17 protein-coding genes are annotated in these 16,550 nt (G+C 69.2%); 4 read left to right on the top strand and 13 right to left on the bottom strand.

Annotation, left to right across the window (positions count from 1 at the left end):
- Window positions 1-62: 62 nt before the first annotated feature.
- Window positions 63-353: an ester cyclase gene (locus ACFXDJ_RS03865; RefSeq protein WP_384648971.1), complete on the bottom strand. Its 291-nt coding sequence runs from the start codon at window positions 351-353 to the stop codon at window positions 63-65.
- Between the two features lie 17 nt (window positions 354-370).
- A complete protein-coding gene (locus tag ACFXDJ_RS03860; protein WP_384648973.1) occupies window positions 371-994 on the bottom strand; it encodes a TetR/AcrR family transcriptional regulator in 624 nt (207 codons plus the stop codon).
- A gap of 315 nt (window positions 995-1,309) precedes the next feature.
- On the opposite strand from ACFXDJ_RS03860, the gene ACFXDJ_RS03855 reads away from it, so the two are divergent.
- A complete protein-coding gene (locus ACFXDJ_RS03855; protein ID WP_384648975.1) occupies window positions 1,310-1,882 on the top strand; it encodes a YceI family protein in 573 nt (190 codons plus the stop codon).
- A gap of 44 nt (window positions 1,883-1,926) precedes the next feature.
- Here ACFXDJ_RS03855 and ACFXDJ_RS03850 read toward each other — a convergent pair whose 3' ends face one another.
- Window positions 1,927-2,169: a three-helix bundle dimerization domain-containing protein gene (locus ACFXDJ_RS03850; RefSeq protein WP_384648977.1), complete on the bottom strand. Its 243-nt coding sequence runs from the start codon at window positions 2,167-2,169 to the stop codon at window positions 1,927-1,929.
- A gap of 190 nt (window positions 2,170-2,359) precedes the next feature.
- The gene (locus ACFXDJ_RS03845) at window positions 2,360-2,779 is read right to left on the bottom strand and encodes a MarR family winged helix-turn-helix transcriptional regulator (RefSeq protein WP_384648979.1); all 420 of its coding nucleotides are present in this window, start codon (window positions 2,777-2,779) and stop codon (window positions 2,360-2,362) included.
- A 61-nt stretch (window positions 2,780-2,840) separates the two neighbouring features.
- Here ACFXDJ_RS03845 and ACFXDJ_RS03840 point away from each other — a divergent pair, with 61 nt between their 5' ends.
- Window positions 2,841-3,668, top strand: coding sequence for an alpha/beta fold hydrolase (locus ACFXDJ_RS03840; protein WP_384648981.1), 828 nt, complete (start codon window positions 2,841-2,843; stop codon window positions 3,666-3,668).
- A 118-nt stretch (window positions 3,669-3,786) separates the two neighbouring features.
- On the opposite strand, the gene ACFXDJ_RS03835 is transcribed toward ACFXDJ_RS03840, so the two are convergent.
- Window positions 3,787-4,239, bottom strand: coding sequence for a MarR family winged helix-turn-helix transcriptional regulator (locus ACFXDJ_RS03835; RefSeq protein ID WP_384648983.1), 453 nt, complete (start codon window positions 4,237-4,239; stop codon window positions 3,787-3,789).
- A gap of 110 nt (window positions 4,240-4,349) precedes the next feature.
- On the opposite strand from ACFXDJ_RS03835, the gene ACFXDJ_RS03830 reads away from it, so the two are divergent.
- Complete coding sequence (locus ACFXDJ_RS03830; RefSeq protein ID WP_384648985.1) at window positions 4,350-4,742, top strand: nuclear transport factor 2 family protein; 393 nt, start codon at window positions 4,350-4,352, stop codon at window positions 4,740-4,742.
- A 103-nt stretch (window positions 4,743-4,845) separates the two neighbouring features.
- On the opposite strand, the gene ACFXDJ_RS03825 is transcribed toward ACFXDJ_RS03830, so the two are convergent.
- The 4 genes from ACFXDJ_RS03825 to ACFXDJ_RS03810 form a co-directional block, all read right to left on the bottom strand.
- Window positions 4,846-5,682, bottom strand: a complete 837-nt coding sequence (locus ACFXDJ_RS03825; protein WP_384648987.1) for an alpha/beta fold hydrolase — start codon at window positions 5,680-5,682, stop codon at window positions 4,846-4,848.
- A 103-nt stretch (window positions 5,683-5,785) separates the two neighbouring features.
- Window positions 5,786-6,484, bottom strand: coding sequence for an alpha/beta hydrolase (locus tag ACFXDJ_RS03820; protein WP_384648989.1), 699 nt, complete (start codon window positions 6,482-6,484; stop codon window positions 5,786-5,788).
- A 137-nt stretch (window positions 6,485-6,621) separates the two neighbouring features.
- Window positions 6,622-8,889 (bottom strand): helix-turn-helix domain-containing protein, encoded by a 2,268-nt coding sequence (locus ACFXDJ_RS03815; protein WP_384648991.1) that lies wholly within the window; start codon window positions 8,887-8,889, stop codon window positions 6,622-6,624.
- A gap of 4 nt (window positions 8,890-8,893) precedes the next feature.
- Window positions 8,894-9,148 (bottom strand): hypothetical protein, encoded by a 255-nt coding sequence (locus ACFXDJ_RS03810; protein WP_384648993.1) that lies wholly within the window; start codon window positions 9,146-9,148, stop codon window positions 8,894-8,896.
- A gap of 742 nt (window positions 9,149-9,890) precedes the next feature.
- Between ACFXDJ_RS03810 and ACFXDJ_RS03805 the strand changes: the two genes are divergently transcribed.
- Window positions 9,891-12,380, top strand: a complete 2,490-nt coding sequence (locus ACFXDJ_RS03805; RefSeq protein WP_384648995.1) for a phosphocholine-specific phospholipase C — start codon at window positions 9,891-9,893, stop codon at window positions 12,378-12,380.
- Window positions 12,381-12,763: 383 nt separating this feature from the next.
- Here the strand turns inward: ACFXDJ_RS03805 and ACFXDJ_RS03800 are convergent, their stop codons facing one another.
- The 4 genes from ACFXDJ_RS03800 to ACFXDJ_RS03785 all read right to left on the bottom strand — a co-directional run bounded on the left by ACFXDJ_RS03800 (window position 12,764) and on the right by ACFXDJ_RS03785 (window position 16,550).
- Window positions 12,764-12,964: a ferredoxin gene (locus tag ACFXDJ_RS03800; RefSeq protein WP_384648997.1), complete on the bottom strand. Its 201-nt coding sequence runs from the start codon at window positions 12,962-12,964 to the stop codon at window positions 12,764-12,766.
- Window positions 12,965-12,970: 6 nt separating this feature from the next.
- Window positions 12,971-14,134 (bottom strand): cytochrome P450, encoded by a 1,164-nt coding sequence (locus ACFXDJ_RS03795; protein WP_384648999.1) that lies wholly within the window; start codon window positions 14,132-14,134, stop codon window positions 12,971-12,973.
- Between the two features lie 64 nt (window positions 14,135-14,198).
- Window positions 14,199-15,074 carry a class II glutamine amidotransferase gene (locus tag ACFXDJ_RS03790; protein WP_384847692.1) on the bottom strand — a complete coding sequence of 292 codons (876 nt, stop codon included), beginning with the start codon at window positions 15,072-15,074 and terminating at the stop codon, window positions 14,199-14,201.
- 87 nt (window positions 15,075-15,161) lie between these two features.
- Window positions 15,162-16,550: a glutamine synthetase family protein gene (locus ACFXDJ_RS03785; protein WP_384649003.1), complete on the bottom strand. Its 1,389-nt coding sequence runs from the start codon at window positions 16,548-16,550 to the stop codon at window positions 15,162-15,164.

Raw genomic sequence — 16,550 nt, 5'->3', positions numbered from 1 at the left:
GCGCCTGCCGGGACACGCGCTGGCCCAGCAGGATGGTGCGGGGATCGAGCGGAGCGGTTCGGTCAGCTCGGCACGGCGGCCGACGCGGTGACGGCGGAGGCGAAGTCGGGCCGTATGCCGAGCTGGGCGAGCATGACGCTGAGGCCGACGTAGCAGTTGAACTCTGTGATCTTGCCGTTCTCGACGTACCAGAAATCGGCCGTGGGGACGTTGAGCTCGGCGCCGGTCGGCGGGATGGTGCCGGCGGGCGTCTCGAACGGCCCGGAGAAGGTGCCCTGGATCGTCAGCTCGACGGCGACGACGTTGCCCATGACATGGAACCGGTGCAGTTCGCGGTGCCCCGCTCGGTCCATTCGCCCAGGTCAGAGGTTTACCGGGTGCCCCGAAACGCCCCGGCGACCACAGGGATGAGCATCCGTTCCACCTGTTCGGCGGGCTCGGCGGCCAGCTCGGCCCCGATGGGTGTCAGAGCGAGCCAGTTCAGCATCCCGGCCGCACACCGGACACGGAAGACGAGCTCCTGCTCGTCGACCTCGGGAAGGTTCGCCGCCAGCACCCGCACCGCCTGGCGTCGGGCCTGCTGGAACTTCCCGGCCAGCCTCTCCCATCCTCCGGGTGGATCGATTCCCACCCGCGCCACGGTCCGTATCACAGCCAGATCCGGCCCGCCGGCCACGAGGGCGCTCACCATCGGTCGTGCGAAGGCCTCGGCCAATTCGGTCAGCGTCGCGTTCCCCGCCAGGGCGTCGAGCTCCCGGATCTGTGCGTCCAGGTAGCGCTCCAGCGCGTGTTCGATCGCGACGTTGCACAGCGTCTTCAGCGATCCGAAGTGGTAACTCACCGCGGCGACGTTGGCGCCGGCGTTCTGGGTGATCTCGCGGAGGGTCACCCCTTCCTGCCCCCGCTGTGCGAGCAGTTCGAGGGCGGCCCCGAGCAGGTCGTCCCGCGTTCGCTGACCGGCCTCGCGGCGAAGGTCTGTTTTCTCTGGCCTCACGCTAGAACTCAAGCGACTGATTGACTTCATTGTCAAGTGGTCGCACTAGGGGGATCGATCCCCGTTTGACATGGTTCGAACGGGTGGCAGGGTGGTGGGTGGGGCCAGCGTTCGGGAGGTTCGGCGTGGCATCCGTATCGGTATGGCGTTCTGCGGCGCGGCAGCTTCCGCTCGGGCTCACGGTCGGCATGTTCTTCCTGAACTCCGGGCTCCCGAAACGGGGTGCGGACGAGGCCACTGCTGCGACGTTGCTCCTGCCGGTCGTCCCAGCCGCTGTCGCCGGGGTCGCGCTGAAGCGGTAAGTCAGGGGTGCGCATGGCAGTGACGAAATGGTTCTTCGAGCCAGGCCATACCGCGGCGGAATTCTGTGCCAGGCACATGATGGTCACCTACGTGCGAGGACAGCTCAAGAACGTGCACGGCTTGCTGGAGGTCGATCCCGACGAGCCGGAAAGGGCGCGCATCGAGGCGACGGTCGACGCGACCCAGGTGTACACCGGGCAGCCTGAGCGCGATGCCCACCTCCGCAGTGCTGATTTCTTCGACGTCGAGCACCACCCGACGTGGACGTTCGTCGGGTCGCGCATCCACCAGGTGAGCGGTACCGAGTTCGAGGTCACCGGAGATCTCACGGTACGTGGAGTGACGCGCCCCGTGACCTTCGATGTCACTTACTTGGGACAGTGGGACACCCCGTGGTGGGAGGAGGGCAGGGACCTCGGTCCCAGGCGACGCGCCGGATTCCTGGCCACGACTCGCATCAATCGACATGACTTCGGAGTGAGCTGGAACGATGTGATCGATCGCGGCGGAGTGGTCGTCAGCCCCACGGTCGATGTCACGGTCGACGTCGAGGCCGTCCTCCAGCCCGGTGAACCGGCCGCCTGAGCCGGTCATTGGTCACGTGGTCAGGGCTGCCGGGTGACTACGGCCTACGTCTCTTCTCGTACCGGTAGGCGGCTGCCCGCGTGATCGGTCCGCCCGTCAGGGGGCAGCAGGTCCTTGGCCCTGCGCTCCATCAAGACCGGCAAGTAGGTGCGCACGCGTGCGTACCTGAGCTCGTCGTACGCCGTCCGAACTGAGCTTTCCACCAGTTCGGCGTCCAGCTCGGGGTGGGCCTTCATCAGCCGCTCCGAGACGTGGCGGATGGTGAGCGCATCCTCCGACTCCGCCATCACGCACCGCAGCCTTCCTCCGGGGACCGTCCTTTCTCAGTCTCGCGGAGTGGCCGTTGCCTCGGAAGTCGATCTTCCGCCGCTCTGCGCGGCCATCGGCAGTGCCTACGGCTGGAACCTGCTGCGTCCGTTCCGGCGCTCAGGGGTGGCCGCATGCCCGGCGTCACCGTACCGAGGCGCTGCTTTGGGCTCAGGCGCCCGTACCGTCGGTGATGCGTTGGAGCAGGTCGAGCAACGTGGTGCGCTCAGTCGGGGACAGGGGTGAGTAGCACGAGGCGAGGACTTCGTCGGCGATCCGGTGGCCTGCGCTCAGGACCTCTTCGCCGGAGGGGGTGAGGTGGTGCTCGATACGCCGGCCACTGCCCGGCCTGCGGTCGATCAGGCCCAGAGTCGCCAACCGGCCGGCGAGCGTCCCGAAGGCCTGCTCACTCTGGAACGTGGCTGTGGCCAGGGCGCGAGCCGTTGCCCCCGGCGCGCGGCTGATCGCGCGGAGGGCGTCCCACTGAGCCAGTGTCGTGCCCACGGCGCCGAGGCGGCTGTCCAGCGCTCGGTGCTGCTTGTACTGGGCTTGCTTCACTGCTCTTCCTAGAACCTGCAGTTCATCGGGCATGACCCCACCCTAAGGCATAACTAAGCTTGTTTAACTAAAGAAGCTTAGTTATGGTCGGGGCGTGCCCGCAGAGAAGAGAATCGCCTTGTACCCGGACCTGTCCCTCACCCTGACCGAAGCCGGAAGTGGCCGGCCCTGCCTGATCCTGCACGGCGGTGGGGGACCGGCCACCGTCGCCGGACTCTCGTCCCACCTCGCACGGACCGCGCACGCCATCACGCCGGTACACCCGGGATGGAACGGCACCCACCGCCCCGGCTGGCTGACCGGCATCGACGATCTCGCCGTCGCCTACCTGCACTACCTCCAAGACCGCGGACTGCGCGACGTCCTGGTCATCGGCTCCTCGGTCGGCGGCTGGACCGCGGCGGAGATGGCCGTACGGGACACTGGCGGAATCATCACCGGGCTCATCCTGATCGACCCCGTCGGAGTCCACGTCGAGGCCGAGCCGATCAGGGACTTCGTCGAGCTCGACGCCCGCGGAGTGGCCGAGTACGCCTGGCACGACTCGGCTCGCTTCTACCGTGACCCCGAAACTCTTCCCGCCGGGCAAGTCGCGCTCCAACGCGAAAACATGGCCGCTCTGCGCCTCCTCGCCGGCGACCCCTACATGCACGACCCGAAGCTGCTCCGTCGGCTGCGGCGCGTCGACGTTCCCGCCCTCCTGCTCTGGGGCGAGAGCGACCGCATCGTCACTCCGGCCTACGGCGCCGCGTACGCCGAAGCCCTCGGCAACGGCCGACTCCAGGTCATCCCCGAAGCAGGACACCTGCCACAACTGGAACGGCCGGAGGAGACCTTCGCCGCGATCGACGCTTATTTGCGCGAGGCGACCGCCGACCCCGTCGACACTCGGACGCCCGGCAGCATGAGCTTCGGGCGGTGACCTCGGAGACAGGGAAGGCTCGATGGGGGGGTTCACGCCGTGGCTACCGCGACACGCGCGGCGAGTTCCAGGCGGAGCATGGGAGATCCGGAATGGGGCCCGACACAGTCCGGGCTCATCAGGCGGGCGAGGCGAACGGCCCCTCGGTAACGAACCGGTGCAGGTCGCGGGCGAAGCGCTCGGCCTCGCCCGGCGGCCACGAGGACAGGCTCGCCGTGATGTGCGCGGCCAGCCGGGCCCTCAGTTCCTCCACCGCGGCCCGGCCCTGCCCGGTGAGGACGAGCAGGTACGCGCGCCCGTCGGCGGGGTCCGGCTCGCGGCGGATGAGGCCGGCGGCCTCGAGCCGGGAGGCGCGGCGGGTGACGCCGGAGCGGTCGACCCCGACCTCGGGGGCCAGGTCGGCGGCGCTGCGCGGGCCGGTCCGGGCCAAGGAGCTGAGGACCGGGTACGTCAGCTCGTCCACCCCCTCGCCCATCCCCTCGGTGATCCGCTGGTGCAGTTGTGTGCGCGTGCTGCGCTTGAGCAGCATGCCCAGCGCGTCCGCGATCTCGTGACCTGCTTCGTTGTCCACATCGAAAGAATAGCGTGCGCAGCGCACGCTGTTGGCGTTACAGTGAAGGAGAAGCGTGCGAGACGGACGCAGTTCTCCTTCTTCATGCCATCGCTCTGTAGGGAAATCCCATGAACCGCACTCGTATCGAGGCCGCTCTCAACGACCTGATCTTCAACCGCGACATCACCGTCGAGGAGGCCGTCGAGCGCCACTTCACCCCGGAGTACCGCCAGCGCACGGACGGGGAGTGGGTCGACCGCGCGGAGTTCATCGAGCACATCACCCACGTGCGCGGCGTGGTGGTCGATGGCCACGTCGTGGTGCACGAGGAGCTCCACGACGGCGCCAAGTACGCCGACCGGCACACGGTCCACATCACGAAGAAGGACGGTTCGACCGTGCTCATGGAGGTCTACGTGTTCGCGGACCTCGCCCCCGACGGCCGGTTCGACCGCATTGAGGAGACCACCCTGATGCTGGAGGGCTCCGACGCCGACCGCAACATCGGCAGCGCCCGCTAGGGGGTCTTCGTCAACGGAGTTGCCCCTCCGAGGTGACCGGGCATGCGTCGCCGGGGCTTCGCCCCGGCTCGTGAGGGTGTGAGCCGGGGCGGCGGGGGAGAGGTCAGCCGGTGGCTCGGGCGGCCTGATCGATGAGGCCGGCCGTGGTGCGCGGGTGGCTGATCATGGCGACGTGGGACGCGCCCCGTGCCTCGACGACCTGACGGGCCTGCGCGCGTTGGTAGAAGAAGCGCTGAAGGGCGGGCGGGATGGCCTTGTCGGTGTCGGCGACCAGTCCCCAGGAGGGGATCGTGCGCCAGGCGACTGAGGTCGTGGTGTCGGTGAAGCAGGTGGTGCTGAAGGGACGTTGCGTGGCCTGCATGAGGCGGGTGGTGGCGATCGGCAGGTCGGCTGCGAACGCGGCCCGGAACTTGTCGGGTTCCAGGTACAGATCGGTTCCCGTGGTGCCGTCGGGGCCGTCGTAGGGGACCGGCCGGGTCGCGGCCTCGATGGTGCTGCCGGGGTACTTGTTGATCAGTGCGCCGAGTTGCTCGCCCTGGTCGGGGGCGAACGCGGCGATGTAGACGAGCGCCTTGACGTTGCCGGCGCCGGCGGCTGCGTTGGTGATGGTGGCACCGCCGTAGGAGTGGCCGACCAGTACGACCGGGCCGCTGATCGAGCGCAGGACGCTGGTGAGGTAGGTGGCGTCGGTGGGCAGGCTGCGGAGCGGGTTGGCGGGGGCGATGGTCGGGTAGCCGGCCTGCTGGAGCTGCTCGATCACGGCGTTCCAGCAGGAGGCGTCGGCGAATCCGCCGTGCACGAGCACGATGGTCGGCTTGGTCCCGGCCGCGGAGGGCGCGGCGGCAGAGGCTGTCGAGGAGAGCGGTCCCAGCAGCGCCGCCGTGCTCGCCAAGGCGGCGCCGCCGGCGAGGACTCGGCGGCGGGTGAGTTCAGGGTCCATGCAAGTTCCCAGGGTGGTCGGGACGAGGCGTGTCTCGTCCGTGCGGCAGTCAGGCAGTCAGGCGTGCCGGCAGCGGGTGTGGTGCGCAGGTGCCCGTGCGTCGTCAGGAGGGGGTGCTGGGGCCGTGTGCGGCCTGGGCGATGACGGCGGCCACGACGGCCGGGCGGGAGACGTAGACGGCGTGGCTCCCGGGGGTCTCGGTGACGATCGCGCCGGCCCGCTCGGACATGGCGCGCTGGGCGGCGGGCGGGATCATGCGGTCGTCGGTGGCGACCAGGTACCACGACGGCTTGGTCTGCCAGGCGGGTTCCGAGACTGCCCCGTCGAGGGCATCGACGCCCCATGGGACCTGGGAGTCGGCCATGAACGCGGCCGTCGGTTCCGGGACGTCGGCGGCGAAGGAGGCTGCGAACCTGTCCCGGTCCAGGAACAGGAAACCGCCCGCGGGCGGCAGGATCGGCGGGACGGGGGCGCCGGGCGCCGGGTCGGCGATCAGGGAACTGACCGACTCGCCCTTGTCCGGTGCGAACGCGGCGATGTAGGCGAGCGCGGCGACGTTCGGGTGGTTGCCGGCCTCGGTGATGACGACCCCGCCGTAGGAGTGGCCGACCAGCACGGCCGGGCCGTCGAGGCCGTCGAGGACCTGGTGGGTGGCGGCGACGTCGCCGGCCAGCGAGAGGGTCGGATTCTGGACGACTGCCACCCGGTAGCCGTCGGCGGTCAGATGGCCGTAGACCCCCTGCCAGCCCGATCCGTCCACGAAGCCGCCGTGCACGAGCACGATGTTCTTGATGGTTGCCATGATCGTCTCCGGTCCGGAGGGACAGGCCCGATGCCTGTCCGGCGTCCTCCATACAAGTCGGCCGAAGGGCCGGGGAACATGCAGAGCAGCACGCAGAGTTGGCGCTCGGTGCCATCGGTGTTCCGCGCTCCGGCCCGTCAGGCGGAGGCGGTCGCCAGGTCCTGGCAGCGGCTGCTCGCAGCGGTGTCACCGATCGATTCGAAGACCTGTGCCGCCCGCACGTAGGTACGGCGGCTCTCGTCGGTCCGGCCTTCGTCGGCCAGCAGGGAAGCCAGCGTTTCCAGGGCGTCCGCCTGCCGGTAGTCGGACGCCCGGAGCTCGTCCACGAGGCTGATCCCCTCGCTGAGCGCGGTGATCGCCTCCGCACGACGGCCGAGGTGTCCGAGGCAGGCGCCGATGCGCAGCAGCGCCAATGGCCGACTGTGCGCGACCACGCTCGGTGTCATCCCCGACTCGGGGTCGTCCAGCACGGAGAGGAGTCCGAGGTAGCGCTCCAAAGCCTGGGCGTAGCGTCCTTGGTCAAGAAGGACCTTGGCGATGGCGGCGTTGCTCTGGACGCAGGAGTCGAAGTCGCCGATGGCCCGGAACATCTCCGCTGCCCGGGAGGACGACTCGATGGCCTGGTCGTGCCGGCCGAGCAGGAGGAGTGCATCAGCGGTGTATTCGTGTGCCCAGGCGATCTGCGCGGTGGCATCGGCCCGGGTGGCCAGTTCCAGGGCCTCGGCCGCGTACCGCAGGACGGATTCCGGGTCACCGGGCGGCACCGAGCTGACCCAGGCCAGATAGTTCAGCTGGGTGGCTTGCTGAGCCGGGTCACCGAGGGCGTCGGCGGCCTCCGCTCCCAGCGTGAAGACCTCCTGCCAGTGCGGGCTGTGCGCCCACCGGTCGGAGAACCAGTGCATCGACTCCGCGCAGTCGAGGACGAGAGAGTGCCGGCCGGCGGCTGCCGCGGCTCGCATGGCGCCCAGCCAGTTGTCCACGTTCACCCGCAGCCATCCGTCCGCCTCCTCCGCGGAGGGCAGGGCCGTGAGGTCGGGGTCCGGCCGGTCGGGACGTCCGTAACCGGGTTCGAACCACCGCCCGGACAGGGTGGCCATGCGCAGCAGCCACGACGTCACCCTCTCCTCCAGCGTCTCGCGCCCGGTCGCGGTCTCCTCCTGCTGGAGCCGCTCGCGCGCGAAGAGACGGACGAGGTCGTGGAAGCGGTACCGTCCCTCGGAACTGTCTTGCAGCAGGCCGAGGTCGACGAGCTCGTCGAGAGCGTCCCAGGCGTCTGCGATCGGCATCACGCCGGCGACGGCCGTCAGAGCGGCGTCGAGGTCCCGGCCCGGTACCACGGAGAGGTTCCGGAAGACCCGGCGTGTGGAGGGCGCGAGCTGCTCGTACGACATGCCGAAGGCGTTGGCGATCTTGAGGTCACCGGCCTTGAACTGCCGCAGGCGACCCTCCTCGTCCGCAAGCCGGGCGGCGAGCTCAGCGGCGTCCCAGTCGGGGCGGCTGAGCAGCCGGTTCCCGATGATCCGCAGTGCCAGGGGCAGTCCCCCGCACAACTCGGCGAGCCGGGTGAGCGTCGATTCCTCGTCGTATGCGGAACGCTCGCCCAGGATCCCGGTCAGCAGTTCCGTGGACTCCGGCAACGGCAGGGGGCCCAGGACGAGCCTGCGGACCCCCTCCAAACCCGCCAGCAGCCGCCGTGTGGTGATCAGTACCCTGCTCGCGCCCCCTCCCGGCAGCAGCGGACGTACCTGCTCCTCCGAGGCGGCATTGTCGAGGACGACCAGGACACGCTTCTCCCTCAACAGCGACCGGTACAAGGAGGCGCGTTCTAGGGGATCGCCCGGGACGTGCTGGTCGGTGACACCGAGCGCACGCAGCAGTAGCCGTAACGCGTCATCGGCGGCCAGGGGCTGCTGGGACATCCCGAACAAGTCGAGGAACAGCACCCCGTCCGGAAAGCTCGGCCGCACGGAATGTGCGGCACGGACGGCGAACGTGGTCTTCCCCAGACCGGCGGAGCCGGTGATGAGCCCCACCACACCGACCCCCGGCGAACTTTCGGCGTACACCAGGTCGCTCAACCAGATCAGTTCCTCGGCCCGGCCGGTGAAGTCCTCGACCAACCGGGGCAGTTCGCACAGGCCGCTGCGCCGCGTCCAGTGGTCCCGTAGACGTCCGTCGCGCGCCAGTTCGACCAGCCTCGCGCGACCGCCGTCGTCCAGCTTCAGCGCATCCGCCAGCGCCGTCACGGTCCGGGCCTGCGGCCCTTTGCTGCGTCCACGCTCCATGTCCGACAAGGTCCGGGCACTGACGCCCGAGACCTCGGCCAGCTGCTCCAACGTCAGCCGCGCCGCGCGGCGGTGACGACGCAGCACCTCCCCGAAACCAGGTCCGTCCGTCTCACTCATGGAGTCACTCCCGATCAGCGGTGATGGCACACATCGTCCAGGACGAGCCGGTGTTGACCTGGAGCATGGTGGCCTGGGTCAGCTTCTTGTAGCGGGTCGCGATCCTCTCGGCCTGCCCGACGGGCAGCGTGCCGCCGCGCTCCTCGGCCCGCGATGATCTCCTCCGGTCCCAGCTCCCGGTTGGCCGGTACGAGTGCGTTGACGGTCGGCCGGCGTATCCGGTCATAGCGGCGACCAGGAGCTTGCGACGCAATGTCATTGCATTCGCTTTCGTCAAGGGGATGCATGGCCTGAAGGTTCAGGCCATGCAGGCGGTGCTCGATCACTGCCCAGGCAACTGGCAGTGGTCAAGAACGGGTCGACCGATACGACCCGGCTCAATGAACAGTCCCGGAGCAGGCGTTGAAGAGGCCTCAAGTGAAGCAGCGCCAATGGCGCTGTCTCAAGGTGTTCGCCAGGAAGCGCGGCAGCGGATCGTCACCACGAAGTGGCCTGCCCGTCGTTGTTCACCGCGCTGCCCCGGATCACCGCAAACACCCGGTCACCGCCAACACCCGATCACCGTCCCGCCGCGCATCGACCAGCCGCTTCAGCAGCAGCGCACCCGCGTCCTTCCCGCGTACATCGTCACCGGCCCCGCACACGCGCTGGCGGACGCCCGGTCGGTGACCGCCGCCCAGCTCGCCGGGCACCGGATCCGGATGCCCGGCATCGTCCCCGGCGCCGAGCGGGGCGCGTACTACGAGGACCTCGTCGCTGAGTTCGGCCTCACCGTCGAGGCGACCGGCCCCAACATGACATTACGGAACGATAACGGGTCTAGCCCAATGCTTGGACCCTGTTCGTGCGCTGTTCGGACAACCGGCTGCGGAACGTCACCGGGAAGCATCAAGGTCTTGGCCGACGGGGTGCACCGCAGCCGGCCAGGACACGGGGGCTGGGAGGCGGCGGCGTCCTCGACCAGTAGTTCCCACAGCCTCACCCGATCACAGGGAGCCGCAGTGTCTGCCCAACCCGAAAGCAACGGCTTCAACCGACGCAGGTTCCTGGGAGCCGCGGCAGGTGCCACGGCGGCCGCGACGCTGCTGCCCGCGTCACTGCGCTCGGCGGTCGCAGCGGCCGCCGCCGGAACATCCCTCGGCGACGTCAAGCACATCGTCATCCTCAGCCAGGAGAACCGAGGTTTCGACCACTACTTCGGCGCCTACCGAGGCGTCCGCGGGTTCAACGACCGCAATGCCATCAAGGTCAACGGCAAGTCCGTCTTCACCCAGGGTTCGACCAACACGCAGCCGTTCCGCATGAACTGGACCTCGACGTCCCCCTTCTGCGTCTCCGCCGGCAGCCAGGACTGGACTTCGGACCACAAGTGGTGGAACGCCGGGAAGTGCGACCAGTGGTTGGCCTCCGAGAGCGGCGTCAAGATGGGCTATCTGGGCCGCCACGAGCTGTCGTTCTACTGGGAACTCGCCGACGCCTTCACGATCTGCGACAACTACCACAAGTCGTCGTTCACCCAGACCAACCCGAACCGGCTGTACATGTTCACGGGCACCAACGGGATCTCGCTGCCCGGACAGCCGGTCGCGACCGACAACTCCTACAACGCGGGAAACCGCACCCTGACGTGGAAGACCACGCCCGAGCGCCTGTCCGACGCGGGCATCACCTGGAAGTTCTACCAGCAGGGTCCGCTCGGCGGTGACGGCGGCAACTTCGACGACAACCCGCTGGTCTGGTTCAAGCAGTACCAGACCCCCGGCAGCGACCTCAACCAGCGGGGGATGCAGACCGTCGCCGACATCCCGGCCGCCCTCCGGGCAGATGTGGTCGCAGGCACGCTTCCGCAGGTTTCGTGGATCGTCGCCGACTACGCCGAGTCCGAACACCCGGACGCCAAGCCGCCGGCCGGCGAAGCGTTCACCTCGAAGATCATCGACGCGCTGTACGCGCCCTTCGCCGGAGCCCCGCACGGCGTCTGGGAGGACACGGTCTTCATCATCACCTACGACGAGGCCGGCGGCTTCTACGACCACGTACCGCCGCCGGTCCCTCCGTCACCTGCCAGTGGAAGCGGCAGCCAGAGCAACGTCGGGGTGGGCGCCAACGGCGTGGTGACCGGTGAGATCCACCAGAACCTGCCGACCGGACCCGGCTGGCGCGTGCCGATGATCGCGGTCTCGCCCTGGAGCACCGGTGGCTTCGTCTGCTCCCAGACCTTCGACCACACCTCGCTGCTGCGTTTCCTCGAAACCTGGTCGACGGCGATCGGCAAGCCCTTCACCGAGACGAACATCAGTGCCTGGCGCCGTGCCGTCTGCGGCGACCTGACCTCGGTCTTCAACTTTTCCACCCCCGGCGGCTGGCCCGCGACGATGCCCGACCCCAGCCCCCTGGGCGGGGCCATCAGCGCCTCCTGCCACACCGTCAGCGTCCCCACGACCCCGGTGGCCGCCACGCAGGAAGCGGGTACGAAGCCCGCTCGGCCCCTTCCCTGGCAGCCCAACGTCGCCGGGCGCACGAGTGGCGCCGAGAAGCGGTTCTACCTCGACATGACCAACACGGGGACCGCCGCCGTCACCTTCACCGTGTTGCCCAACGCCATCCGGACCGATGGCCCCTGGCACTACACGGTGGGCGCCGCGACCACCACGCCGATGTCCGACTACTTCGCCAAGGACGACCAGTTCGACCTGTCGCTGTACGGACCGAACGGATTCCACCGCCGGTTCGCCGGCAGGATATCGGCACCGTCCGTCGAGATCGCCTCGGCCTACGCCGCGGACGCCTCGAAGATCACCCTCAAGTTCACCAACCTGCGCACCTCCGCGGTCACCGTGACCGTCACCGACGGGGCCTACGGCACAGGTGGCCCTTGGACGGTCGTCCTCCCCGCATCCGGAACCGTCCAGGCCGACTACCCCACCGACCACGGCTGGTACGACCTGACCGTCGCCACCGCCGCCGACAGCGCCTTCGCCCGCCGGCTGGCCGGCCACATCGAGAACGGTCTGCCGAGCATCACCGACCCGCTGCGGAACGCCCTCGCCCCCGTCTCCCGCGCCGGCTGGACCGTCAAGTACGCCGACAGCCAGGAGACGTCCGGGGAGAACGGCGCCGCCACCAACGTGCTCGACGGCGTGATCGGCACGATCTGGCACACCCAGTGGACCGGAGCGAACCCCGTGCCCCCGCACGAGATCCAGCTCGACATGAAGCAGACGTACTCCTGCGCCGGCTTCGAATACCTCCCCCGCCAGGACGGCGGCAAGAACGGCACCATCAAGGACTACGAGATCTACCTCAGCGCCGACGGCACTACCTGGGGCACCCCGGTCGCCTCCGGAGCCTGGCCCGCCGACACCACCCTCAAGCAGGTAGTCCTTCCGTCCCCGGTCGACGCCCGCTACGTACGCCTGAGGGCCCTGTCGGAGATCAACGGCAACCCCTGGACCTCCGCCGCCGAAATCAACGTCCTCACCCGCCAGTAGACCCCCGTCGCGCGGTCACCGGTAGCTGCTGGCCATGGTCGACGCGGACGGAGCGGCATTGGCTCGGCGCGGCGCTTGCGGGGGCGCCTCGGGGTCTGCTGTGGGGCTCTGAATTTGACTCTGTCGGGGATCTTGGTGTTCCCCGGTGCGGCAGCGTGATCAATGGGCATGCTCGGGCTGCATCGCGCGGGCGAGCAATCCGGGCGGCACGACGGCGATGTGGGTGAGAGACCGGCTGGACGGGCTGTGGCGCGACGAGGACTTCGCCGACTTGTACCCGCGTGACGGCCGTCCGGGCCTGTCGCCCGCCCAGCTGGCCACCGCGGTCATGGCGCATGACCTGCATAAATGTTGGCTACCCGGCCTCTGGCACAAACCTCAGGTCACTCCTCCACCACCTGGAAGGCCCGCTCGGGGCAGTTCGCCACCGCCTGCCGGAGAGCGTCGGTCATCTCGGCACGGCGGCTCTTCGCCTCGGGGACTTGGGCGTAGCCCTCGTCGTCGAAGTCGACGGTTTCCGGGAGGAAGGTGAGACAGCGCGCGTGTCCCTGGCAGTGCTCGGAGTCGATCCGGATCCGGTACATCCGCTCTCACCGTCCGATCCGGAGGGTGAGCGGGCCCAGACCGTGCCAGGGCTCGGTCGGGTCGGTGCGGGAGAAGTCCGGGACGGCGGCGAGGAACTCCTGTAGGGCGACGACCAGTTCCCGCCGCCCGAGGTTGGAGGCGGCGCACCGGTGGATGCCGACGCCGAACGCGAGGTGCCGGTTGTCCCGGCGGTCCAGGACGATGTCGTCGGGGTCGTCGTAGGACTCGGGGTCACGGTTGCCGGCGCCGAAGACGAGCACGACCCGGTCGCCGGCCTTGATCTTCTGGCCGGCCATTTCGGTGTCCTGCACGCAGGTGCGTGCCATCGCCTGTACGGGAGAGAGTGTGCGCAGGAACTCCTCCGCCGCCGCGGGTGTCTCATCGGGGTGCTCCCGTAGCCGGGCCTGGGCCTCCGGGTGCTGCGCGAGATACCACAAGCTGGACCGAATGGCCCAGGCCGTCGTGTCCAGGCCGGCGAGGAACAGCAGGTAGCAGAGGGACAGCAGCTCGTCGTGCGTCAGCTTGCGGCCGTCTATCTCGGCGATCGAAAGGTGGTGGATCAGGTCGTCTCCGCCCGGGGCGTCACCCCGGGACCCGAGCAACGCGTCGAAGTAGTCCATCACCTCGCGGCCCGCGGCGCGGGCGCGCTGCGGGTCGGCCGAGCGCTCGTAGACGATGTCGTCGATCCATCGGTCGAACAGGGGCCAGTCCTTCTCGGGGAACCCGGCCAGACGGCTGAAGACGGTCGTCGACAGCGGCCTGGCGAACTCGTGCGACACGTCGGCCACCTCCTGCGCGGCAACCTCCTTCGCAAGGTGACGTGCACTTCGGTGCATGTCCTCGTCCAGGCGCGCGACCGCCTTGGGTGTGAACAGGGGCAGGAGGATCCTTCGATAGCCGGTGTGGTCCGGGGGATCGATGTCGACCGGGATCAGCGGCACATCGGTGCCGAACGCAGGGAGCAGCATCGACGGTGCGACGGAGAAGGTCTGCGGGTCGTGCTCGGCGGCGAAGATGTCCTTGGCCCGTGTGAGGAACCAGAACCCCCCGTGCTGGTCACTGCGGCCCACGGGGCACTGTTCGCGCAGGTCCCTGTAGGTGTCGAAGACGGTGTCCAGCGCGGGGCCGTGGAAGTCGAAGTCCTGCTCGGTGGTTCGGTGTTCTGGCATGGGGCGGTCCTTCCGTATGGTCGGCGGGCGACGGCGCCTGCATGAGGCGCCGAAGCCGCGTCCGTCAGAGGTCCTCGTCGCGGAATTCGGCGCTGACCTCGACGCCTCGCAGGTCGTCCAGGGTGAGGTGGTGGGCGGGCGGGTCGAAGGGGTACTGGGAGACGGCCTTGCCGTCGGCGATGACCAGCAGTTCCCCGGGGTCCAGCAGCCGCCAGTCGGGGTCGGCGTCCAGCCGCTCGCTCGCGACGACCCAGGCGGGGACTTCCTCTTCCCCGTCGGCGACCCAGCTGGCATCCGCGCGGTGGTAGAGCGGGCGGGCGCCCCGTCGGCGGCTGCCGAAGCCTCCGCCGTCGGGGTTGAGCACCCAGAGCTCGCAGTTGGCCGGGTAGCGCAGCGCCCACAGGCGGCGCGGCTCGGCGAGCACGAGGTTGAGCGAGAAGATCGGGATTTCGGCCGCCATCCGCCGCACGGCCGAGATGATGCCCTCCGTGGTGTCGCCCACCCGCAGGATCTCCGCGGAGATGAAGGCGAACGCCGTCTCGGAGTCGGTCGCGCCCTCGACGTGTGCACGGTCCACGTCCGTCAGCCAGGAGTCGATGGTGTCCACCCCGCGGATGCACCCGTTGTGCGCGAAGAGCCGGTCGTGGATGTCGAACGGGTGGCAGTTGTGTACGTCCACCTCGCCCCTCGTGCCGTACCGGACATGGCTGACGAGGGTGTGCGACACGATCTGGTCGGCGGAAACGGTGAAGTCCTCGTTCTTGAAGGCGCCGATCGGAGAACGGTCGCGGACGGGCTCGTCTCCGAGCGAGAACCAGCCGAAGCCGGTTCCGTCGGGCTGCTTCCGGCTCTGCTCACGGAAGCTGGACAGCGAGTCGAGCAGCCAGTGGGATGCCTGGACGCGCGGGCCGCAGGTGGTGAGGGCGAAGAGTCTGCACATGAGTTGTCCTCCTTGAGCGGAAGAGCGGAGCGGTTCGGTGGATCGGTGGGGTTGGTGCCGGCGGTGGGGTTGCCGGCCGTCGGCCGATCAGTAGCGGTCGCGGACGGCGGCCACGACGGCGTCCGGGCCGGCGTCCTCGAAGAGTTCGACCTCTGCCCGGCGAACGGCTGAGATCGCCTCGAACAACGGGTCGCCCATGGCCTCGCGGAGCACTGCCGAGTCCTGGAAGTGCTTGACGGACTCCTGGAGCGACTGCGGCAGCCGCGGCTGACCACCGCCGAGAGCGGGATCGCCTGACACCGGGTCCGGAAGCTCCAGGCCGGCGCGGATCCCGGCCAGCCCGGCGGCGATCACCGCGCCGGTCACCAGATAGGGATTGGCCGCCGGGTCGAAGCACTTGAGCTCGGCGTTCGCACCTTGGGGCTCGTTCGGCGGGCCAGGGATGAAGCGCAGCGCCGCTTCCCGGTTCTCCACGCCCCAGCACTGGAACGCTCCGGCCCAGTGGCCCGGCTGCAGCCGGAGGTAGCTGGCCACCGACGGTGCTCCGATGGCCAGTAGCGCCGGCAGCTCGCGCAGTACGCCGGCCAGGAAGGCGGAGCTCTGCCTGGTCATCCCGGCGGAGGCGTCACCGCCCTGGCACAGGTTGCGGCCCTTCTGCCACAGGCTCAGATGGAGATGGCCGCCGTTTCCGACCCCGTCGGCCGTGACCACCGGGGCGAAGACGGGAGTGAGTCCGTTGTGCAGGGAGACCCCTCGAACGGTCTCGCGTACGAGCACGGACAGATCGGCGGCGCCGATCGGGTCGCTCGGGGCGACCGACACCTCGAACTGGCCGGGTGCGTACTCCGGATGGAGCTGCAGCACCTCCACATCCTGTGCGGAGAAGGCCGCGAGCAGCTCGGCCAGATATCCGGACAGGTCGACCAGCCGGCTCATCCCGTAGGCGGGTCCTTGGGTCGCGTACGCCGGTTCCGGGCCGGCCGGTTGGCTGTCGCGCAGCGCCACCCACTCCGTCTCGAACCCCATCCGCAGCTCAAGGCCCGCCTCTGCGGCCCGGTCCATCATCCGGCGGGTGAACTGGCGTTGGCAGGCCGGGTGCGGCCGGCCCTGCTGGTCGTAGCGGTCCGCCGGGGCCCAGGCCCAGCCCGGCTGTGCGGCCAGCACGGTCAGCCGGTTCAGGTCGGGGAAGAGCCGGAGGTCTCCGTCAGGTCCGCCGATGTGCGTGCTGGTGGTGATCGAGTCGTCCAGCAGGAACACGTCGAAGACGGGGGACATGCCGACACCGTGCTCTGAGGCCTGCCCGAGGCGGCCGGCGGGCACGGCCTTGACCCGGGTGATGCCGCTGTTGTCGACCCAGGTCAGTGCGACACCACGGACGTCCTGAGCGGTGAGCCGGGCGGCCTCGCGGCGGGCCCTGCTGGTGTCCCGAGGCACGGACGTCGCCGTCACCGCAGTGCCTTCTTCTCTCGCGTTCAT

The organism is Streptomyces sp. NPDC059443 (genome assembly GCF_042750105.1).
In the GTDB taxonomy this organism is placed as follows: Bacteria; Actinomycetota; Actinomycetes; order Streptomycetales; family Streptomycetaceae; genus Streptomyces.
The sequence above is the reverse complement of the archived record's forward strand: the minus strand, read 5'-3'. Positions and strand labels throughout refer to the sequence as shown.

What these genes read in the sequence shown, in the direction of transcription:
- ACFXDJ_RS03830 (WP_384648985.1), top strand. Translation starts at nt 4,350, where the DNA reads ATGAACCGCACTCGTATCGAGGCCGCTCTCAACGACCTGATCTTCAAC.
- ACFXDJ_RS03850 (WP_384648977.1), bottom strand. Translation starts at nt 2,169, where the DNA reads ATGGCGGAGTCGGAGGATGCGCTCACCATCCGCCACGTCTCGGAGCGG.
- ACFXDJ_RS03810 (WP_384648993.1), bottom strand. Translation starts at nt 9,148, where the DNA reads ATGACATTGCGTCGCAAGCTCCTGGTCGCCGCTATGACCGGATACGCC.
- ACFXDJ_RS03785 (WP_384649003.1), bottom strand. Translation starts at nt 16,550, where the DNA reads ATGAACGCGAGAGAAGAAGGCACTGCGGTGACGGCGACGTCCGTGCCT.
- ACFXDJ_RS03855 (WP_384648975.1), top strand. Translation starts at nt 1,310, where the DNA reads ATGGCAGTGACGAAATGGTTCTTCGAGCCAGGCCATACCGCGGCGGAA.
- ACFXDJ_RS03800 (WP_384648997.1), bottom strand. Translation starts at nt 12,964, where the DNA reads ATGTACCGGATCCGGATCGACTCCGAGCACTGCCAGGGACACGCGCGC.
- ACFXDJ_RS03815 (WP_384648991.1), bottom strand. Translation starts at nt 8,889, where the DNA reads ATGAGTGAGACGGACGGACCTGGTTTCGGGGAGGTGCTGCGTCGTCAC.
- ACFXDJ_RS03845 (WP_384648979.1), bottom strand. Translation starts at nt 2,779, where the DNA reads ATGCCCGATGAACTGCAGGTTCTAGGAAGAGCAGTGAAGCAAGCCCAG.
- ACFXDJ_RS03865 (WP_384648971.1), bottom strand. Translation starts at nt 353, where the DNA reads ATGGACCGAGCGGGGCACCGCGAACTGCACCGGTTCCATGTCATGGGC.
- ACFXDJ_RS03795 (WP_384648999.1), bottom strand. Translation starts at nt 14,134, where the DNA reads ATGCCAGAACACCGAACCACCGAGCAGGACTTCGACTTCCACGGCCCC.
- ACFXDJ_RS03790 (WP_384847692.1), bottom strand. Translation starts at nt 15,074, where the DNA reads ATGTGCAGACTCTTCGCCCTCACCACCTGCGGCCCGCGCGTCCAGGCA.
- ACFXDJ_RS03825 (WP_384648987.1), bottom strand. Translation starts at nt 5,682, where the DNA reads ATGGACCCTGAACTCACCCGCCGCCGAGTCCTCGCCGGCGGCGCCGCC.
- ACFXDJ_RS03820 (WP_384648989.1), bottom strand. Translation starts at nt 6,484, where the DNA reads ATGGCAACCATCAAGAACATCGTGCTCGTGCACGGCGGCTTCGTGGAC.